Source organism: Mycoplasma sp. (ex Biomphalaria glabrata) (assembly GCF_001484045.1).
Lineage (GTDB): Bacteria > Bacillota_I > Bacilli_A > Mycoplasmatales.
Window position 1 is genome coordinate 306,161 of record NZ_CP013128.1, and the last position, 20,493, is coordinate 326,653.

General features: G+C 29.9%; 22 protein-coding genes. All 22 read right to left on the reverse strand.

Annotated features, from left to right (window positions below):
* Positions 1–15: 15 nt before the first annotated feature.
* Complete coding sequence (gene uvrB, locus ASO20_RS01325) at positions 16–1,992, reverse strand: excinuclease ABC subunit UvrB (RefSeq protein ID WP_085056155.1); 1,977 nt, start codon at positions 1,990–1,992, stop codon at positions 16–18.
* The gene (secA, locus tag ASO20_RS01330) at positions 1,992–4,388 is read right to left on the reverse strand and encodes a preprotein translocase subunit SecA (protein ID WP_085056156.1); all 2,397 of its coding nucleotides are present in this window, start codon (positions 4,386–4,388) and stop codon (positions 1,992–1,994) included. The genes uvrB and secA overlap by 1 nt, the downstream gene beginning before the upstream one ends.
* Positions 4,389–4,425: 37 nt before the next feature.
* The gene (locus ASO20_RS01335) at positions 4,426–4,638 is read right to left on the reverse strand and encodes a hypothetical protein (protein ID WP_085056158.1); all 213 of its coding nucleotides are present in this window, start codon (positions 4,636–4,638) and stop codon (positions 4,426–4,428) included.
* Positions 4,638–5,039, reverse strand: a complete 402-nt coding sequence (gene atpC / locus ASO20_RS01340; protein ID WP_085056160.1) for an ATP synthase F1 subunit epsilon — start codon at positions 5,037–5,039, stop codon at positions 4,638–4,640. Before atpC ends, ASO20_RS01335 begins: the two co-directional genes overlap by 1 nt.
* A gap of 3 nt (positions 5,040–5,042) precedes the next feature.
* Positions 5,043–6,434, reverse strand: a complete 1,392-nt coding sequence (gene atpD / locus ASO20_RS01345; protein WP_085056161.1) for a F0F1 ATP synthase subunit beta — start codon at positions 6,432–6,434, stop codon at positions 5,043–5,045.
* A 33-nt stretch (positions 6,435–6,467) separates the two neighbouring features.
* Positions 6,468–7,247: an ATP synthase F1 subunit gamma gene (atpG, locus tag ASO20_RS01350; RefSeq protein WP_085056163.1), complete on the reverse strand. Its 780-nt coding sequence runs from the start codon at positions 7,245–7,247 to the stop codon at positions 6,468–6,470.
* Positions 7,160–7,342: a F0F1 ATP synthase subunit gamma gene (locus tag ASO20_RS03150; protein ID WP_198140252.1), complete on the reverse strand. Its 183-nt coding sequence runs from the start codon at positions 7,340–7,342 to the stop codon at positions 7,160–7,162. The genes atpG and ASO20_RS03150 overlap by 88 nt, the downstream gene beginning before the upstream one ends.
* Positions 7,343–7,354: 12 nt before the next feature.
* Complete coding sequence (gene atpA, locus ASO20_RS01360) at positions 7,355–8,944, reverse strand: F0F1 ATP synthase subunit alpha (RefSeq protein ID WP_085056166.1); 1,590 nt, start codon at positions 8,942–8,944, stop codon at positions 7,355–7,357.
* 1 nt (position 8,945) lies between these two features.
* The gene (gene atpH, locus ASO20_RS01365) at positions 8,946–9,479 is read right to left on the reverse strand and encodes an ATP synthase F1 subunit delta (protein ID WP_085056168.1); all 534 of its coding nucleotides are present in this window, start codon (positions 9,477–9,479) and stop codon (positions 8,946–8,948) included.
* Positions 9,479–10,003 (reverse strand): F0F1 ATP synthase subunit B, encoded by a 525-nt coding sequence (atpF, locus tag ASO20_RS01370; RefSeq protein ID WP_085056170.1) that lies wholly within the window; start codon positions 10,001–10,003, stop codon positions 9,479–9,481. The genes atpH and atpF overlap by 1 nt, the downstream gene beginning before the upstream one ends.
* Before the next feature lie 8 nt (positions 10,004–10,011).
* The gene (gene atpE, locus ASO20_RS01375) at positions 10,012–10,341 is read right to left on the reverse strand and encodes an ATP synthase F0 subunit C (protein WP_085056171.1); all 330 of its coding nucleotides are present in this window, start codon (positions 10,339–10,341) and stop codon (positions 10,012–10,014) included.
* Between the two features lie 63 nt (positions 10,342–10,404).
* Positions 10,405–11,250: a FoF1 ATP synthase subunit A gene (locus ASO20_RS01380; RefSeq protein WP_085056173.1), complete on the reverse strand. Its 846-nt coding sequence runs from the start codon at positions 11,248–11,250 to the stop codon at positions 10,405–10,407.
* Positions 11,243–11,698 carry a hypothetical protein gene (locus ASO20_RS01385; RefSeq protein ID WP_085056175.1) on the reverse strand — a complete coding sequence of 152 codons (456 nt, stop codon included), beginning with the start codon at positions 11,696–11,698 and terminating at the stop codon, positions 11,243–11,245. The genes ASO20_RS01380 and ASO20_RS01385 overlap by 8 nt, the downstream gene beginning before the upstream one ends.
* A complete protein-coding gene (gene glyA / locus ASO20_RS01390) occupies positions 11,698–12,924 on the reverse strand; it encodes a serine hydroxymethyltransferase (RefSeq protein ID WP_085056176.1) in 1,227 nt (408 codons plus the stop codon). Before glyA ends, ASO20_RS01385 begins: the two co-directional genes overlap by 1 nt.
* A gap of 5 nt (positions 12,925–12,929) precedes the next feature.
* Complete coding sequence (locus ASO20_RS01395; protein WP_085056178.1) at positions 12,930–13,460, reverse strand: L-threonylcarbamoyladenylate synthase; 531 nt, start codon at positions 13,458–13,460, stop codon at positions 12,930–12,932.
* Complete coding sequence (locus ASO20_RS01400) at positions 13,421–14,293, reverse strand: HemK/PrmC family methyltransferase (protein WP_198140253.1); 873 nt, start codon at positions 14,291–14,293, stop codon at positions 13,421–13,423. The genes ASO20_RS01395 and ASO20_RS01400 overlap by 40 nt, the downstream gene beginning before the upstream one ends.
* Positions 14,274–15,353 (reverse strand): peptide chain release factor 1, encoded by a 1,080-nt coding sequence (prfA, locus tag ASO20_RS01405; RefSeq protein ID WP_085056493.1) that lies wholly within the window; start codon positions 15,351–15,353, stop codon positions 14,274–14,276. The genes ASO20_RS01400 and prfA overlap by 20 nt, the downstream gene beginning before the upstream one ends.
* 50 nt (positions 15,354–15,403) lie before the next feature.
* Positions 15,404–15,607, reverse strand: a complete 204-nt coding sequence (gene rpmE, locus ASO20_RS01410) for a 50S ribosomal protein L31 (protein WP_085056182.1) — start codon at positions 15,605–15,607, stop codon at positions 15,404–15,406.
* An 85-nt stretch (positions 15,608–15,692) separates the two neighbouring features.
* Positions 15,693–17,399, reverse strand: a complete 1,707-nt coding sequence (locus ASO20_RS01415; RefSeq protein ID WP_085056183.1) for a hypothetical protein — start codon at positions 17,397–17,399, stop codon at positions 15,693–15,695.
* 58 nt (positions 17,400–17,457) lie between these two features.
* On the reverse strand, positions 17,458–18,357 hold the full coding sequence (gene fba, locus ASO20_RS01420) for a class II fructose-1,6-bisphosphate aldolase (protein ID WP_085056185.1): 900 nt from the start codon (positions 18,355–18,357) through the stop codon (positions 17,458–17,460).
* Positions 18,358–18,411: 54 nt separating this feature from the next.
* Positions 18,412–20,037: a CTP synthase gene (locus ASO20_RS01425; protein WP_237076056.1), complete on the reverse strand. Its 1,626-nt coding sequence runs from the start codon at positions 20,035–20,037 to the stop codon at positions 18,412–18,414.
* Complete coding sequence (rpoE, locus tag ASO20_RS01430) at positions 20,027–20,482, reverse strand: DNA-directed RNA polymerase subunit delta (RefSeq protein ID WP_085056188.1); 456 nt, start codon at positions 20,480–20,482, stop codon at positions 20,027–20,029. The genes ASO20_RS01425 and rpoE overlap by 11 nt, the downstream gene beginning before the upstream one ends.
* Between the last annotated feature and the right edge of the window lie 11 nt (positions 20,483–20,493).

The following is a 20,493-nucleotide window of genomic DNA, read 5'->3' on the forward strand; positions in this document are numbered from 1 at the left end:
TTTAATTTATTAAATTTAAGATTTTGAGTTTCTTTCACTTTCTAATTCTAAAATTACATCACGTAAATTAGCTGCTTCTTCAAATTTTAATTCTTTTGCTGCTTGTTTCATATCGTTTTTTAATGTTGCTATCAACTGATCGATCGACTTCGTTGAAATTTTCTCGTGAGTTAAATATTTTTTGATTGTTGCTGATTGAGATTGTTCAACATGTTCTAGTGTTGAAATTTTCTTAATGATAGTTCTAGGAACAATGCCGTTTTCAATATTATATTTCTCTTGAATTTTTCTACGGCGATTAGTTTCATTAATAGCATTAGACATCGATTCTGTCATTTTATCTGCATATAAAATGACAGTTCCATTGATATTTCTTGCAGCACGACCAATAGTTTGAATTAAGCTTTTTTCATTACGCAAAAAACCCTCTTTATCCGCATCAAAAATTAGAACCAAAGAAACTTCAGGTAAGTCAATCCCTTCGCGAATCAAATTTATACCAACAACACAATCGTACTTTCCTTTTCTTAAATCATTTAAAATAACCAATCTTTCTAAAGTTTTTAATTCACTATGAAGATAATGTGATTTAATTTTATTTGTAATTAAGTACTCACTTAATTCTTCTGCTAATTTTTTTGTTAGTGTTAGTAGGAAAACACGCTCATTTTTAGCTATTCTCGCTTTGATTTCTTTTAGAGCATCTTCTAACTGATTTCCTTTGTTTTTAACTTTAATAACTGGATCCAAAAGACCTGTTGGACGAATAATTTGTTCTACAAATTTATTATCAACCAAATTTAATTCATAATCACCTGGAGTTGCACTTACGCATATTAATTTTTTCAATACTCCCATAAATTCGTCAAAAGTCAAAGGTCTGTTGTGAGCTGCACTTGGCAAACGAAATCCGAAATCGATTAATGTTTTTTTACGGGACATATCGGTGTTTGACATTCCACGAATTTGCGGTAAAGACATATGTGATTCATCCACTACCATCAATCAATCTTCATCAAAATAATCAAATATTGTAAATGGTCTTTCACCTGGTTGTCTAAATTCCAAATGCATTGAATAATTTTCTACTCCATTGCAAAAACCAAATTCTCTTAAGTTTTCTATATCGAATTTCGTTCTTTTTAAAATACGTTCTGCTGCAACCAAATCATTTTTTTCACGATAATAGATAACACGTTCTTCTAATTCTTTTTCGATATTTTTTAAACTATCTTCAAGTGTTTTTTCGCTTGAAAGGTAATCCTTGGCCGGGAAAATTGTTGTTGAGTTTAACTTACGAATAACACTATTTGTAAAAACATCTACCATAGAAATATCTTCAATTTCATTACCAAATAAACTAATACGGATATTATGAAGATCAGTTCAAGATGGGAAAATTTCAATAACGTCGCCGCTTGAACGGAATAATCCTCGCTTTTTTTCAATATTATTTCTTTGATAACCCATTTTTACAAGGGATTTAAAAAAATCATTTTTATTAATGTGTTGATTTTTATTAATTATCTGAACATATTTGCTATATTCTTGAGGACTAGGAACAGAATAAATAGCGGCAACTGAAGCGATAACAATCACATCTTTTCGTCCTATTAATGAATTCATAGTACTTAAACGCAACATTTCAATTTCATCATTTTTTTGCATTGTTTTATCAATAAAAAGATCAATAGATGGTTTATACGCCTCTGGTTGATAATAATCAAAATAACTTACAAAATACTCTACTGCATTTTCAGGAAATAATTCCTTAAATTCCGAGTATAATTGCCCTGCGAGTGTTTTATTGTGTGCCAAAATTAGTGTTGGTTTTTGCAACTGTTGAATAACGTTAGCAATAGTAAAAGTTTTTCCGGTTCCCGTTGCTCCTAAGAGTACCTGCGCGTTGGTAATTTTTAAATTATCAACTAATTGTTGAATTGCTTGTGGTTGATCTCCGGAAGGTTGAAAATTAGTCTTTAACTTAAACATTACCCACCAATTTTTACAATACGTTGTGTTTCTTGTGTTGCGGTTGGTTCTGGTTCTGGAGTTCTAGCGCCTGGAGTTCCAAAATTAAATAAAGTTCTAATAATATCAATGGCCATGTCATAACGCATTTTGTTAAAAATTAATGTACTTTCTTCAATGTATTGTTGAAGTGGATTTTTTTGAGCATAACCACGTAAATAAATTCCATAACGCAGTTTAGTCATTTTATCTATATGATAAGTTCAAAATTTATCTAATGTTGAAATTAAAACTGATTTATGAAAGAAATTTAAAAAGTCTTCAGGTAAAGTTGCAATTCGATTATGATAAATATCCATTAATTGGTTGAAAATTATATTATTTAATCCAGTATAACTAGCATTTATAGCATCTTCCTCAGAAACGTAAAATTCTGGTAAAACTTCACGGAAAGAACTAATTAATTTGGTGTAATCAATTTTATCTCCTTCTTCCGTTCTAATGATAGACTCTTGCGACTTGTGAGAAATAATTAATTTCAACATTCTTTCTACTTTTGCATCCAAACTCTTACCAAGCAAAATTTGATCACGTTGGTCATAAATAACTTCTCTTTGTTTACTTAAAACATTATCATACTCTAACAAATTTTTTCTTGAGTCAAAATTTAAACCTTCAATACGTCTTTGAGCGTTTTCGATAGCTTTAGATAATAATTTACTACGAATCGGTTCATTTCCTAATTTTGCAAACAGTGCTTTAAAACGGTCACTACCAAATCGCATTAATAAATCATCTTCAACTGATAAATAAAAGCGACTTTCACCAACGTCACCTTGACGTCCACTACGACCTCTTAATTGATTATCAACTCTTCTTGATTCATGACGTTCCGAACCGATTACAAATAATCCGCCCAATTCTTTAACTCCTTCACCAAGTTTAATGTCTGTACCGCGACCAGCCATATTTGTTGAAATAGTAACTGTACCTTTTTTTCCGGCATTAGCAATAATTTCAGCTTCTGTCATGTGATTTTTAGCATTTAACACATTGTGCTGAATATTTTTTTCTGTTAACATTCTTGAGATTAATTCCGATACATCAACATTAGCCGTTCCAACAAGAACCGGTTGTCCTTTTGAATGTAACAATTCAATTCTTTTAATCATAGCCTCATATTTAGCCTTTAGATTTCCATAAATTAAATCATTACGATCCCTACGAATAATTGGGCGATTAGTTGGTACGCAAATTACACGCGTGTTGTAAATACTTCTTAATTCATCTTCTTCGGTTTTAGCTGTTCCAGTCATACCACAAATTTTCTTATATAAACGAAAATAGTTTTGATAGGTGATAGTTGCCATTGTTCTAGTTTCTGGTTGAATTTCCACATTTTCTTTGGCTTGAATAGCCTGTTGTAAACCATCACTATATGATCGCCCAATCATAATACGTCCTGTAAATAAATCAACTAGTAAAATTTCCCCATCGCGAACAATATATTCAACATCTTTTGTAAACACATAGTTTGCTCTCAAAGCATTGTGAATAAAATGCAATAATTCACTATTCTCAACATCATATAAATATTTCAAATTAAAAAAAGATTCAGCTTTTTCTTGACCAGAAGAAGTTAATGTTATTCCTTTAGATTCGTCATCTTTTCAGTAATCGCTACCTATTAAGGTTTTTGCAAATTTATCTGTTCTTTCATAATAATTAGCCGAAACTTTCGAACCACCTGAAATAATCAATGGTGTTCTTGCTTCGTCAATCAAAATAGAATCCGCTTCATCAATTAATGCAAAATTCAAGGGACGTTGTACTTTGTCTTCAAAATTTCTTACCATATTATCACGCAAATAATCGAATCCGACCTCGGAGTGAATTGAATATGTAACATCCTTGTGATAAGCTTCTTTTTTTTGTTCTTGCGTTAAAGATTGAGCATTAATTCCAACCGTTAATCCTAAAAATTCCAAAATTTTACCATACGTTGTCGCATCACGATCTGCTAAATATTCGTTAACTGTAATAACATGAACTCCACGACCCGATAAAGCATTTAGGTAGATTGGCATAATACTAGTTAAAGTTTTACCTTCACCAGTTTTCATCTCAGCAATATCACCATGATGCAATATTATAGCACCCATAACCTGTACTTTATAAGGGAATTCTCCCACTATTCTTTTTGAGCCTTCACGAGCAACAGCATATGCTCTTGGCAACATTTCGGATAAAGATTTACCAGATTCCGCTTCGCGACGAAATTTTTCAGTTTCATTCTTAAGAGCTTCATCAGAAAAACGACTATATTCTTCGCGATATGAATCCACTTTTTCATAGATCTCTGTTATTTCCTGAAGAATTTTTTTATCTTCATTAAAAAGTTTTTTAAAAAAAATCATAATCGCCTTTCTATCACTAATTATTATTGTATTATTTCTAAATTAAAAATAGTGAAATTATAAAAGACCCAGATAAATAAGCGAATGAAGTCGTAATAATTCCTAAAAATAAACCGTAGTGTCATGTTTTTGTTATTCTTAAAACTTTTTTTCAGTTAATCAATGTTGTTACAAATAAAACTAAAAAGAAACAAATAACATAAATAATTAACTTAGCAATTCCTTCTTGTGTAATATTAACAAAAGGCATTAGAATTTACCTTTTTTAACATTAATTTGGGAAGTAAAATACTTAATTTGAGAACGAATCAATATTTCATCTTCTTTATTTTTAATATCGTTTAATTTTCTTTGCTCTAATTCCAAAAGTTTTGAAGCGCGAAGTTCATCTACATCTTTTTCATAAACAATTTCATCTGTCAAAATACGGGCACTATTTGGTTCTAAATATAAAAAACCATTCGCAATAACTGCAACAAAAATCTTCTCTCCTTGAGAAAATTTTAAAACTGATGGTTCAATCGGAGCAATAATTGGAGCATGATTTGGTAGAATTCCCGAATACCCATCACTTGTTTTGACATTTAATGAAGTTACTTTTCCTTCGAAAAATATTCCCATTGGTGAAACTATTTTTAAACTAAATTCCATAAATTATTTTCCTAGTTTTGTAGCTTTTTCGATTGCATCTTGAATTGTTCCGCAATATAAAAATGCTTGCTCAGGAAGTTCATCGTGTTTTCCATCAAGTATTTCTTTGAATCCTTGAATTGTATCGTTAATTTGAACGTACTTTCCTTTATTTCCTGTAAATTTTTCCCCTACATGGAATGGTTGTGAAAAGAAGTTACGAATTCGTCTTGCTCGAATAACTGTTTTCTTGTCTTCTTCTGATAATTCATCAATACCAAGAATAGCAATAATATCCTGCAATTCTTTAAATCTCTGAAGAATTTCTTGCACCTTGTTACTTACATCGTAATGATCATCTCCGACAATTGTTGGATCTAGCATTCTTGATGTTGAACTTAATGGATCAACAGCAGGGTAAATTCCAAGTGAAGATAACCCGCGATCTAGAACCGTTCTTGCATCTAGATGTGTAAAGGTTGTTGCAGGAGCTGGGTCTGTTAAATCATCAGCTGGTACATATACAGCTTGAATTGATGTAATAGAACCATTTCTTGTTGATGTAATTCGTTCTTGTAGTTTACCCATTTCAATCGCTAAAGTTGGTTGATAACCTACAGCGGAAGGCATACGACCTAAAAGAGCTGAAACTTCCGAACCTGCTTGTGTAAAACGGAAAATATTATCAACAAACAATAAAACATCTTGATTAAATTTATCACGAAAGTGTTCTGCAATAGTTAAACCTGTTAAGGCAACACGCATTCTCGCACCGGGAGGTTCATTCATTTGTCCAAACACTAATGATGTTTTATCAATAACTCCACCTTCAATCATTTCGTGATATAAATCATTCCCTTCACGGGTTCTTTCACCTACTCCAGCAAAAACCGATAATCCTCCGTGCTCTGTCGCAATATTATGGATTAATTCTTGAATTAAAACGGTTTTTCCAACACCAGCTCCACCGAATAAACCAATTTTCCCACCTTTTGCATATGGACACATTAAATCAATAATTTTAATTCCTGTAACCAAGATTTCAGCACGTGTTGTTTGTTCTTCAAATGAAGGAGCTTCTCGATGAATTGGCATTCTTAATGCGTCTGCTGGAATAGGATTTTTTTCATCAATAGTTTCACCTAAAACGTTAAAGATTCTTCCAAGAGTAATTTTTCCAACAGGTACAGTAATTGGTTGTTGAGTATTTAGGACTTTCATTCCTCTAACCAAACCTTCGGTTGGACCCATAGAAATACATTTAACAATATCATCACCGACATGTTGAGCTACTTCTAAAACTATGTCAATAGAACTATCAATAATTCTTAGAGCATCGTTTAATGATGGCAATTGACCTTGTTCAAATTTAACATCTACAACCGGACCAAGTACTTGAATAATTGATCCATAAATTTTATTTTTTTAGTTTCTTTCATTTCTTACTCCTTATAGAGCTTCTGCTCCACCAACAATTTCCGAGATTTCTGTTGTGATTTTTGCTTGTCTTGCTCTATTATATTCAAGTTCTAATTTTTCTTTTATTTTATTAGCATTATCTGTTGCTGATTCCATAGATTGGCGACGAGACGCTTGTTCTGAGACTTCCGATTCTTTAACAAAACCGTAAATTGAACTATTTAAATAAATAGGCACCATTTTTTGAAGAATTAAACCAACATCCGGTTCAAACTCAAAAATCGTTCCTTCTTTTTGATTATTTTTAATATCTTTTTTTAAAGTTTCCTGATCAATTGGTAATATTTGAACAATTGTTGGTTCATATAAAATTGAATTAATAAACTTGGTGTAACAACAATGGACTTGGCCATATTCTCCCTTATAAATCAACGATAAAATGTTAACAGCTATGACACGAATTTCAGAAAAACTAATAGCATCAACTTTTAAATTAATATTTTCAATAATCTTGATATCGTTGTTTTTGCAAAACATTTTTGCTTTTTTTCCGATAGGAACAACTATATCTTTATCTTTATTAATAACTTTAAGAAGTTTTTTAAATAAATTATTGTTATATCCGCCGCAAAATCCTAGATTAGAAGAAACAATAATAAAAATTTTTTTATCATTTTCGGGTAGAAATAATTTTTTATTTAAACCCCTAACCTCATTAATTTTTACTTGTGAAAAAATCTTTTGAATAGTATCAAATGAAAAACTAAAATAATTTTTTTTGAATCTAGTTCACGTTTTAATTTTTGTAATTTGGCAGTCGAAACTAGTTCCATAGCTCTGGTGATTTTATTAATTGATTTAATCGAAGAAATTCGACGTTTAATCTCTAAACTGTTTGATGCCAAAATTTTCCTTTCCTATTTTTTTGTTATAGTTGCCGCTAATTTAGTTTCTTTTTTTAAGTCTTCAATTGATGGCAAGTTATAGTCTGAATAGTTTTTAATTTTTGAAATAAATTTCAAAGTTACTTTTTTGATTTCATTATGGAAAGCTACTTGTAGTTCCGGCGTGTATTCTTTTACTTTACGTAATTCATTAGTTAAAGAAGAATCATCAAATGAATTTAATAGTTCATCTTTGTAGCTTCCAATTTCATGAATTGGAATATATTTTACATATTTATACTTAACCGTAAATAATATAATTGATTGAAGAATTTGATCAATTGGACTATATTGTTTTTGTTTTAAAATTTCAATAACTCTTTGTCCATGTTCTAAAACTTCTTTCGTTGCTGAATCTACATCACTACCAAATTGAGCGAAAGCTTGTAATTCATTATATTGTGCTAATTCTAATTTTAATGATGAAGCGACTTGCTTCATACATTTTATTTGCGCAGTTGAACCAACCCTAGAAACAGAAATACCACTACTAATCGCTGGGCGAATTCCTGAATTAAAGAAGTCAGAAACTAGGAAAATTTGTCCATCAGTAATTGAAATAACATTAGTTGGAATGTATGCAGAAATATCACCTGCTTGCGTTTCAATGATTGGTAAGGCGGTAATTGAACCACCTCCATAATTTTCGTTTAAACGAGCTGCTCTTTCCAATAATCTTGAATGTAGATAGAATACATCTCCTGGGTAGGCTTCACGACCTGGAGGTCTTCTTAAAAGTAATGATACAGTACGATAAGCAACAGCATGTTTTGATAGGTCATCATAAATTATTAAAACATCTTTCCCATTCTTCATTCATTCTTCTGCAATTGTTATTCCAGTATATGGTGCTAAATATTGCAACGGAGCTGATTCTGAAGCAGTTGCTGAAACAATAGTTGTATATTCTAAAGCATTTTTTTCTTTAAGTTTTTGCACTATTTGAGCGATTGTTGAATTTTTTTGACCAATAGCAACATATACGCAATTAACATTTTTACCACGCTGATTGATAATAGCATCAATGGCAATAGCAGTTTTTCCTGTTTGACGATCTCCAATGATTAATTCTCTTTGTCCCTTACCAATAGGTACGATAGCATCGATTGCCATAATTCCGGTTTCCATTGGTTCATTAACTGATTTTCTTGTCATAACTCCAGGCGCAATTTTTTCAACTTGTGAATGTTTTGATGCTTTAATTAAACCCAAACCATCAATCGGTTCACCAATCGCATTAATAACTCTTCCTAATAATGAATCTCCAACCGGAATTTCAACAACCTTATTAGTTCTTTTAGCTATTTGACCTTCTTTTATTTTTGTATCATCTCCAATGATCATTACAGAAACTGTTGATTCTTCTAGATTAGCAACCATTCCATACACATCATTCCCAAGATCTAATAATTCCCCCATCATAGCTTTATCTAAGCCATAAATGGAAGCAATTCCGTCTCCAACACTAATGATTTTCCCTTGTTCTGACGTATCTACGTTATTTTTATATTGATTAATTTGTTCTTTTATAATCGCAACTATTGATTCTAATTCTTTCGCCATATTAATCCTTTCTTAATAATTCAGTATGGATTGAATTTATTTTATTTGAAATCGTGTAATCTAAAACTACATCCTTAATAACAACTCTAATTCCTCCGATTATTGATAAATCAATATGAGGAATTAAATGAATTTGTTTTCTAAAACGTTCTGAAACTGCTTTTTCAATTTCTTTTTGACGTTTTTCTGTTATTTCATATGCAACATACATGTGACCAACATAAACATCATTTGCTTCATAATATTCATGTAAAAAATGATTCAAAATTTCAGTTAAACACAAAAATTTATTACTTTTCATTAAAATTATTAAAAAATAATAAAAATCCTCGTCAATACGATTTTTAAACGCTTTTTCTAAAAATTTTTCTTTTTGTTCTTTTGATAAAAAGGAAGAGTTAATGAATTCTAAATAATTAGAGTCAATAATTTTTAATAAACTAACAATAGTTTTATAAAAAACTTTAGTCTTATTATTTTCGCGAGCAATTTCAAACAAAGCAAATCCATATGCCTTTGCAACTTGTTTAATCATTAATAATTCCCTCGTACTTCATTAATAAATGAATCAACCATTTTTTCATCAATTTTTATGTCAATATTTTGTGCAATAACTTTTTCAGCTATCAATTTAGCAACTTCAACAACTTCTTTTTTTGTTTCTTGTTGAAGTCGTAAGCGATTTCTTTGGATGTCGCTTTCTGTTTCATCCTTCAAACGTTCACAATGTTCATGAGTTTCTAAAATTAATTTATCTTTTAGTTTCATTGAAGAAATTCTTGCATCTTCAATAATTGATTTAGCTTCTTTTCTTGCGTCTTCAAGCAATATTTTGCGCTGATCCTCTAAGTTTTGAGCTTCTAATTTAGAATTCTCTGCATTTTTAATTGTTGAATCTATATATTCAGTGCGATCATTTAATGATTTTTTAAATGGTTTTCAAACTCATTTAACAACTGCTAGTAAAATCACTCCTGTCGCAATAATATGTGATATTAATGTAGTTAAATTCGGAAATAGATTATTACTAATATCTGGAATATCTATTAAAAAAAACATTACCTATCCTATTTTGAATTTGAACTTGGTCCATAAACGAACATTAAGATCAACGCTGTCAATAATGAGTAAATAGCACCAGATTCAGCAATAGCAGCACCAATAATCATAATCGTACGAACTTTTGGTGCAGCTTCTGGATTTCTACCAATAGCTTCTGATGCTTTACCAGCTGAGAATCCTTGTCCAATTCCAGCACCTAAACAACCAGTTGTAGCCATACCAGCACCCATACCAACTAATCCTCTATTATCAATGTTAATGTTGTCATTAAACACTATTGGTGCATTTGCAACAATGTCCCCCACATTTACTAAATTGATTAATGTATCTAACATTTTATCTCCTTTTTTCATTAAATATTAATAGTTTAACACTATTTGCTCCATTAAAAAAATATCTTATATTTTTCTAACCACATCAACCGATTCATCAATGATTTCAGACGATTTACGTTTAATTAAATTAAATCTACGTTTATGTTCTGATTTTTCTGAATCATGATGTTCTGCTTCTTGACCAATATATGATAAAGTTAAAATCATAAAAATATACGATTGGATCAACCCATCAAAAATATCAAAATAAAAGTGTAATGGTGGGGCTAATAGCCCCCCTAAAATATTGATTGTTAGATCTGTATCATATGGGTTTTTTGAGTCAGTGTTATTAATAAAATTATTATAGGTATTAATCGCTCAATTACTATTAATACGAATTCCTGCGTTTTGAGTCATTGCATAAAATAACGAAAGAATCGTTGCGCCAGCTGTTAAATTTCCAAAAATTCGAAATGTTATCGAAATTAAAGGAGCAAATTGAGTTAATAAATCTAATGGATTTTTTATAAATTTTGTAATAAAACCTAATTTTTGAAAACGTATTCCACAAACATAAATACCTACAAAAGTTACAATTCCTAAAGAGAAAATGATTGTATAATTTGTAGCAATACTATCAAATCCCAGTAAAGTTATTACATTACCTATTCCTAAATACAACACCAAATAAATAGCATACGGGGTAAATCAACGAAAACGAGTTCCCATTACTTCAATAACAGTTTTTTCCATTGATGAAGTAAAATTTTCCATTAATAAAGTAAAACCAGATGGTGCTTGATTTGGTTCTAATTTAGCTAAATTACTTTTATATTTTCAAGCCGCTGTCAATATAATTATTGTTGTGATAATTAATGTTAATAATTGTGGTTGTAAAACGGAAATACTTTGTAAAAAATTAGTCATATTCTTTTTCAGTTATACTTTCTTCGTCCTTGGTGTTCATGTGACCTATTTGAGAAAATTGTTCATCAAATATATAAAGCACAATAATTATTATAATAATGATACTAATTTCTATTAAAAAACCAAAAAGATTAAAATAGTCAGGTAATAAAACTATAGGTAGCAATAATAACCCGCAAAAAATTAAGTTAAAAAATACAAACATTCAATAAAAATGTTTTGCAGATTTTGGTCTTATTTTTGCTTCCTTAATAAAAATATCTATCACAAATCTACTTATTAATCCACGGATAATTCCGATTGCTCCACCTAATAACCCACCTAAAATTCAAGAATAATGAACAATATCGACCAATCATAAAATGAAAAAAATTAGTGTCACAACTGCAACACTAATTAAAACATATAAATTAATTTGTTTTTGAGTAAGTAATTTTTTATTTTCCATTATGAATTTAGAGGAAATTTTCTTGTTAATTCTTGCACTTCTGTTTTTAATTTTTTTAGAATTTCTTCATCGTTACCACAAGATAAAGCTCTGTCAATTATATCAACTACCTGAGAAAATTCCTTTTCTTTAAAACCACGAGTTGTCATAGCTGGAGAACCTACTCGAATTCCGCTAGTTTTCATTGGACGTTCTGTATCATTTGGCACAGAATTTTTATTACATGTAATATTAATCGAATGTAAAAGATTTTCTGCATCCTTACCTGTAATTCCATATTTTGATTTAACATCAATTAAAACTAAGTGATTTTGCGTTCCTTTACCAACAACACGGTAACCTCTATTAAGAAATTCATTAGCCATGATTTTTGCATTTTTAACAACTTGTTCTTGATAAATTTTGAATTCAGGTTTTAATGCCTCGACAAACGCAATAGCTTTACCAGCAATTAAATGCATTAATGGCCCTCCTTGGTTTCCAGGAAAAACAGCCGAATCTACCGCCTTCGCTAATTCGGCTTTACATAGTATAATTCCTCCTCTTGCACCTCTCAAAGTTTTGTGAGTAGTTGATGTAACTATATCTGCATAGGGAACAGGAGTTGGATGAACTCCTGCCGCTACTAAACCCGCTATATGAGCCATATCCACCATTAAATATGCTCCAACTTCATCCGCAATCTCACGGAATTTTTTAAAATCAATAATTAAAGGGTATGCGCTAGCTCCAGCAACTATAACACGTGGTTTATGTTCATGTGCTAATTTTCTAACTTGCTCATAGTCTATTTCATCTCTATCATTTAATCCATAGGCAATAGCATTGTATACTTTTCCACTAAAATTCAATGCAAAACCATGCGTTAGGTGACCACCAGCATCTAACGACATTCCTAATATTGTTTCTCCTGGTTTCAATATTGAGGCATATGCGCAAGCATTAGCCTGACTACCAGAATGTGGTTGAACATTTGCATGTTCACAACCGTAAATTTTTTTCAAAGCCTCAATTGCAAAAGATTCAACTTTGTCAACATATTCACAACCTCCATAATAACGACGGTTTGGATAACCTTCTGCATATTTATTAGTTAAAATGCTTCCACTCACTTTTAAAACGTCATTACTTACAAAATTTTCACTAGCAATTAATTCTATATGTGTTTCTTGTCGTGTTTTTTCTTCTTGAATGTATCCATATAATTCATTAATTGTAAAATTCATAATCCCTACCTTATTTGCTTTGTTGTTCCGTCTTCCTTCAATTCTAAAATAGTTGAAGGATTATTAAAAACAAAACCTATTTCATTATAAATTAGAAAATCAATTGATTCCTCGAAATTTTTCATTAGTTCATTAATATTATTTATTGGCTCTTCGCCAGATAAATTACAACTTGTTGATACTAACGGGCCCGTTCTTCTTAGAAAGTTTTGCAAAATTCTATTATCCGGAACTCGAACACAATCAATATCACCATTCCATTTTTTTAAGAGAAAGCTATATGGTCCTGGTCAAAAAGAATTCAATGTGGTAATTTGATGTTGATTTAAATCGAAATAAATAATTACTTCTTCAATCGAAGAAATTAAAATAATAAATTTCTTATTTTTGTCTCTATTTTTAATCTTGCAAATTTCTTGAAGTGATTTTTTATCATCTCACGAACATGAAAACCCAAAAATAGTATCTGATTGAAGAATAAATGGTTTATTTTTAATTAATTTGATATCAATGTCGATAATATTATATTTTTTCATACTAGTAAAAATCTACATTTCCCTAAGTCGTCTCTTAAGAAATTATAATTAAATTTTCTCCTAGTTAATAATTTTATTAAATCTCTTTCCTGATCATAACCTATTTCAAAAGCTATTAAAAATTTATCATTATTCATTACTCTTTTATAATTACGTAGAACTTCTTTATAAAAATGTAAATGATCGTTATTCTCAGGAACTAATGCGTAATATGGTTCATATTTAATCGTTTCTATACTAATTTCATTAGGATTTTTAATGTATGGTGGGTTGCAAACCAACACATCAAAATTATATCTTCCAACAAATTTCTCTAAAATGTCTGATTGAACAACACCTACATTTTTTTTTCTAACTAACGATTGAAGATTTTTATTAGCTACTTGTAAAACTTCATCATATTTATCGCTCAAAAAAACATCTCTACATTCCACTCTATTAGCGATTGAAATTCCGATGTTCCCGCAACCTGTGCACAAATCTAGAACTTGAGGTTTATGGAAGTTTTGTGCAATTAATTTAACTACTATGTGAACCAATTCTTCCGTTTCTGGGCGAGGAATTAATGTTTTTTCGTTAACATAAAAATAATCGCTGCAGAAAAAAACTTGGTTTGTGATGTATTCGATTGGGTAATTGACTTTTAGTTTTTGGAAAGAATTATTAAATAGGTCAATATTAAAATTAATTTTTTCTTCTCTTTTAATTCAAAATTCCTCTAAATTAATTTTTTGGAAATAGCAAATTAACTTCTTTAAGTTAGTTGTGTTTTGAATTTGGGGTTTTAGATCGTTATACAAATCTAAAAGATTTTTATATTCCAGATTTTTCAAGCATTTCTCTTTGGTCAAAAGCCATTAGTGAAGTTATTATCTCGTCAAGATTTCCTTCCATTACTATATCTAATTTATTTAATGTTAGGTTAATACGGTGATCAGTTAAACGATTTTGGGGATAATTATATGTTCTAATTTTTTCAGCTCGCATTCCTGAACCAACAGCTAATGTCCGAATATCATGAATTTTCTTCGCCTCTTCTGCCTTTTTGGTTTCATAAATTTTACTTCTAAGCATACGCATAGCTTTTTCTTTATTATCGTGTTGACTTCTTCCATCTTGACTTGAAACTACAACTCCTGTTGGCATATGTGTAATTCGTACCGCAGAATCTGTAACATTAATATGCTGTCCACCAGCTCCTGATGCGCGGTATGTATCAATTCTTAAATCTGAAGCATTTATTTTTACATCAACATCCGTTGCCTCAGGCAAAACGGCAACAGAAGCTGTAGAAGTGTGAACTCTTCCCTTGTTTTCTGTTGCTGGAACTCTTTGAACACGATGGACACCTGATTCATATTTTAATTTTTTGTAAACATTTTTACCTTTAATTAAGAAAGATATTTGACTAAACCCACCAGCAGGAGAATCATAAGCTTCTTGAACTTCGATTTTTCAATTTTGAGTAGCTGCATACTTAGAATACATATCGAATAAATCACTAGCAAAAATGTTTGCTTCGTCTCCACCTGCAGCGCCTCGAATTTCAACAATTACATTTTTATCGTCATCAAGATCTTTAGGTAATAGTGAAATTTTAATCTCTTCCTCTATTTCTTCTAATTTATGAGGTAATTCTTTTAATTCTTCTTTCGCTAGTATTGATAACTCTTCATCACCAAGTTCTAAAATTTCCTTGCATTCAGCAACATTTCGTTCAATATTTAAATATTTCTGAAAAAGAAGAGCGACTTCTTCAATTTCTTTAATTTTAATATTAATATCTTTTACTTTTGTGAAATCCGAAATTATAGATTCATTTTGTAAATCATTTTGGAAATGTAAATAATTTTGAAGGATAGTGTTTAATCTATTTTTTAAAGCGTTATTCATATTTAAGCTAATAAAATTCAACATAATACAAAAAAACAAGCATTTGCTTGTTATTTTGTATTATATTTTTTGTTAAATTTTTCTACTCTACCAGCGACATGGTTGTAAGTTCTTGCTCCTGTATAGAAAGGATGGCAATTTGAACAAATATCAATAGATAACTTGTTCTTAACTGATTTAACGTCATGACATTTTCCACATGTTGAACATGTTACTTTATGGTCGATAGTTTGTGGGTGAATATTTTTTTTCATTTTTACCTCCTGTGAATGCTAAAGAATATTGCTTTAAAACAATATACTATAAAAATTTAACATGTTTTACAAAAATTGTCAATTTCTAAACATCAAAGGTGTCCTTATTTTCGTGATGACCCAAAGTTTTTCCTGAACTAATTCTTTTAGTTTCGTATTGCTCATGAATTTTCATTCATGCGTAATAAAAAACAACAAGTGCAGCAAGTGTAAAAATTGTAAATGTCAATCAAGTAAAAAATGCAGGTTCGATGTTTTCTGATTTCGATCATGGATCGAGTGGAATGTTTTTATCGGTAAAAATATATTCATTCTTAATTTGCGAAAAAACAATAATTAATAAAGAATTAGTGTTGTAATATGGAGTTTTATCAGTAGTATCGTTAAAGTCACTTAGTCCTGAAATATATTGCTGAATTCTAGTTTTTTGCAATAATGCATATGCCCGGTCAGAATCCCCTAAATTGTCTAATAAAAAATATAAATAATTTATAGAAGTATCATTGTTGCTATTAATAATATTAAATAAATTATTAATAACATTGTCTGAAAATGTCGAAATGCGTTGTTCAGTTGATGTTATTTGGTCTAAATTAATTAACAATTTGCTAAACATTTCAGTTTGATTTGCCCGATAGTAGTTTTGTAGTGATGGTAAGAATGCAATCGAATTATTTGTTCATGAACTTGTTTGTGAAAAATCTAATTCACCTCTTGTCAAGAAATTAGCAAATTGAAAATCATTTAAATTTGATGCACTACTAGGATCATTAGATGGATTTATATTCATTTGTATATATTCATAAAATTCTGAGTTATTAGCTAATACACTTGGTCTAATAAAATTTTTAAAAGATGAATCAGGAAGTGGTCGTAGATATGCGTTATAAAAAAAAGCAGTTGTTGAATTTTTTTCTATTAAAACATTATTGTTTTTACTTAATTGTGATGATCAATAAAAAGCATTTTTTAGATTATTAAAAAAAGAATTAATATAATTTATTGTTTTTGTTTGATTATTATTTTTACTAAAATCTGAATTAATAGCAACATTCCCAAGCGAAGGATCAGTGTTTAACGTGTTAAATAATAATCATCACGATGGATAACTAGATAAATATGTATTGTTCGGTTGAACAAAAAAATTCACGATTGTTTGAAAATTAAATTGATTGTTATCGTTATAATTCGAGAAAGTATTAGGGGTAGTATTTTTAATACCCATTTCTTGACAAATTTTTTCTACACTACTTATTATTGACTTTGTATTATTACTTACATAATTGGCATCATTAACATTTGGACCTGATCCGTACAAACTACTAAAAACCGGTGTTCCAAAAAAATTAGCATCCCCGAATAAAGAATTTCATGCACTACCTGTATAAGTAATTATTCCCTTATTATCAACTTTAAAAGTAACTCCTGGTGCGCTAAATAAAGTTGTTTCTATTCCGATTCAATCTGTCAAAATATTCGCCTCCACCGAACCAGGGTTAGGGGTTGGATTATCTAAAATTTGAATAATTTCGTTTTTGAATCGATCATCTGCTGGTAAATATGCAAAATTAACAAAATTAATAAATCAATATTGCAAGATTTTCGCCATATTTAAATCTGTAGGAATATTTTTATTTATGAATGTTTGATAATCATTAAATGGATAATTAATGGATTGCGTTAAATTGTCTCTTTTTTCATTTTGATTAAGTTTGAAATTCATTAAGGATGATGACGTTAAAAAAATTAACGCTATTCCTAATAATTTTTTTGTAACCAAAAATTTTTTCATAATTAGATTTTATCTTTTTTTAAACAAAAAGTGCCTTAGGTACTTTGTATTTAATTAATTAAGCTTTGTTGTCTGAACCAAATAATTTGATTTTTTCAATTATAACTCTTTTTGTTTCTTTAATACCAAAACCTATAATTTTACGTGGGTCATAGCCTTTATCTGCTTGATCCATTTTATTAGCAAAATATTTATTTAAAGCATGAGCAAAAGCATCTTGACATTCCGTATTTACATTAATTTTTGACTGTCCTGATTTAATCGCTTTAACTATATCAGCATCTGGAATTCCACTTCCACCATGTAACACTAACGGAATATCTGCTTTAGAGGAAATGGTTACCATTTGCTCGAAACCTAATTTTGGAGCTCCATTATAATGACCATGAACACTTCCAAGAGTTGCAGCCAAGAAATCTATTCCACCTTCTTTAGCCATTCTAATACATTCATTTTCATCTGCGTAAGTAGCAGCACTTCCGCCGTGAACGCCATCTTCTTCTCCAGCAACTAAACCTACTTCACCTTCAACAGAAATCCCTTTTGGTTTGCACATTGCAACAACTTCTTTCGTGATTCTAATGTTTTCATCAATTGAGAAATGAGATCCATCAATCATTATTGAGCTAAATCCAGCATCTACTGCTTTTTTAGCAGATTCAATTGATGATCCGTGATCTAAATGAACAGCTACAGGAACAGTTATATTTAAATCGATCATTAAATTAGTAACAATTCCAACAACTGTATTATAACCTCCAAAATATTTAGCAGCTCCTTCACTAACACCTAAAATAATTGGAGAATTTGTTTCTTGTGCTGCTTCTAAAGCGGCTCTCGTTCACTCTAAGTTATTAATGTTAAATTGACCAACAGCATATTTTCCTAATTTTGCTTTTTTTACCATTTCAGCTGCACTTACGTAATTTTTAATTCCAAAATCTTTAAATTTTTTCATATTTTTCCTTTTTACTTAATTTCTTATAACTTTCTATATTGTATAATAGAAGCGCTAATTTTTATACTTCATTTTTAATGAAGCCTTTACTAAACCAATAAATAATGGATTTGGGTTAGTTAAATTATTTTTAAACTCAGGGTGATATTGTGATGCTATAAAAAATGGATGATTTTCTAACTCAACAATTTCACATAAATGATTGTCTGGATTTATTCCAGAAAAGATCATTCCATGTTTTTCAAATTCTTTAATGTATTTTGAATTAACTTCATAGCGATGTCTATGACGCTCTTGGATTATTTTCTGGCCATAACATTCATAGGCTAAGGAATTATTTTTTAATTCACAATTATAATTCCCTAATCTTAAAGTTCCACCTTTTTCATCTTGTTCAGATTTCCCCCTAATTATATGAACAATAGGGTGATCTGTTTCTGGATCGAATTCAGTAGAATTAGCAGTTTCATAGTTTAATATATTTCTAGCAAATTCCACTAAGGCTAATTGCATCCCTAAACATATTCCCAACATCGGAACATTGTTTTCACGAGTATATTTAATAGCTAAAATTTTACCTTCAACACCTTCATAACCAAATCCACCAGGAATGATTACACCATCAACATTTCTAAATTGTTCTTGAATGTTAGAATTATTCAATTTTCTTGCATTAATCATTTTTATTTTAACTTTTGCTAAGTTATGGAAACCGGCAATTTTGGCAGATTCAATGACAGATTTATAAGCATCTTCTAGTTCAATATATTTACCAACTAAACCAATTGTAATTTCTTTATTCAAATTCTCAATTTTATTTATTAATGAATACCAATTATCTAATTTAATTGGATTATTCAATAAACCTAATCTTTCAATAACACGTTGGTCAAATTCTTGATTATGTAAATAAATTGGAATTTTGTAAATGTTGTCCACATCAATAGCTTTCATCACACAATTTGTTTGAACATTACAAAACATAGAAATTTTTTCTAAAACCTCATTTTCCAAATCCTCTTCACATCTTAAGACCAAAATATCGGGTTGAATACCAATTCTTCCTAACTCTTTTACAGCAAATTGTGTTGGTTTTGTTTTAATTTCATTGTTAACACGAATTTTTGGAACTAAGGTTACAAAAATAAACATAACATTTTCGCGTCCCTTTTCTAAATAAATTTGACGTGCAACTTCAACGAATGGATAAATTTCAATATCTCCTACCGTTCCACCAAATTCAACTATCAAAACTTCTGATTTTGATTCCTCAGCTGTGCGATAAATATTATTTTTAATTTCATCTGTGATATGAGGAACAACTTGAATTGTTTTTCCTAAAAAAGTTCCTTTTCGTTCTTTAATTAAAACATCATAATATATCCTACCTGCTGTGATGTTAGAATTTTTGGTTAATTCAACAGATGTAAAACGTTCATAGTGTCCTAAGTCTAAATCTGTTTCTCCGCCATCTTTGGTTACAAAAACTTCCCCATGTTGATATGGGTTCATAGTTCCTGGATCGATATTTAAATATGGATCGCATTTCTTATTAAAAATAGAAATACCACGAGCTTTAAGTAATGCTCCCAAACAAGAACTAACTATTCCTTTTCCAAGAGAAGATACAACTCCCCCTATAACAAAAACGTATTTTTGATTTTGTTTACTATTCATCATCTTCGCCTGATGTTGTTGAATTATCTTCAAATCCATCTAGCATTTCAGATGCTGTTGTATCCGATAAGTCTTCATCGTCTATTTTATCTAAATCGTCATATTCACCAGATGAAACTACAACATCATCAAGAACATTGTTAATATTTTGGTCAATAGTTTCGTCTAAATCGTCTTCAAAAATAGTTGTTGTATCAATGTGGTCATAAATTGATGATATTTCCATTTTGACATCATCAAATTTATAATTTTTTCTTAAACCTCAATTGTTATTTCCGCGCATTACAAATCTTTTATCTAAAAGCAATGTCATATAAAAAGCATTAATTTCATCTGAGTTTTTTGGTAAACCTAATTCTCTAGATACCAATTCTCATAATTTATAAAACTCAATCGGAGTTTTCTCGCGTTCTAATAATTTATACGCTATATCTTCGTATCTACTCATTCTTTTTTCTC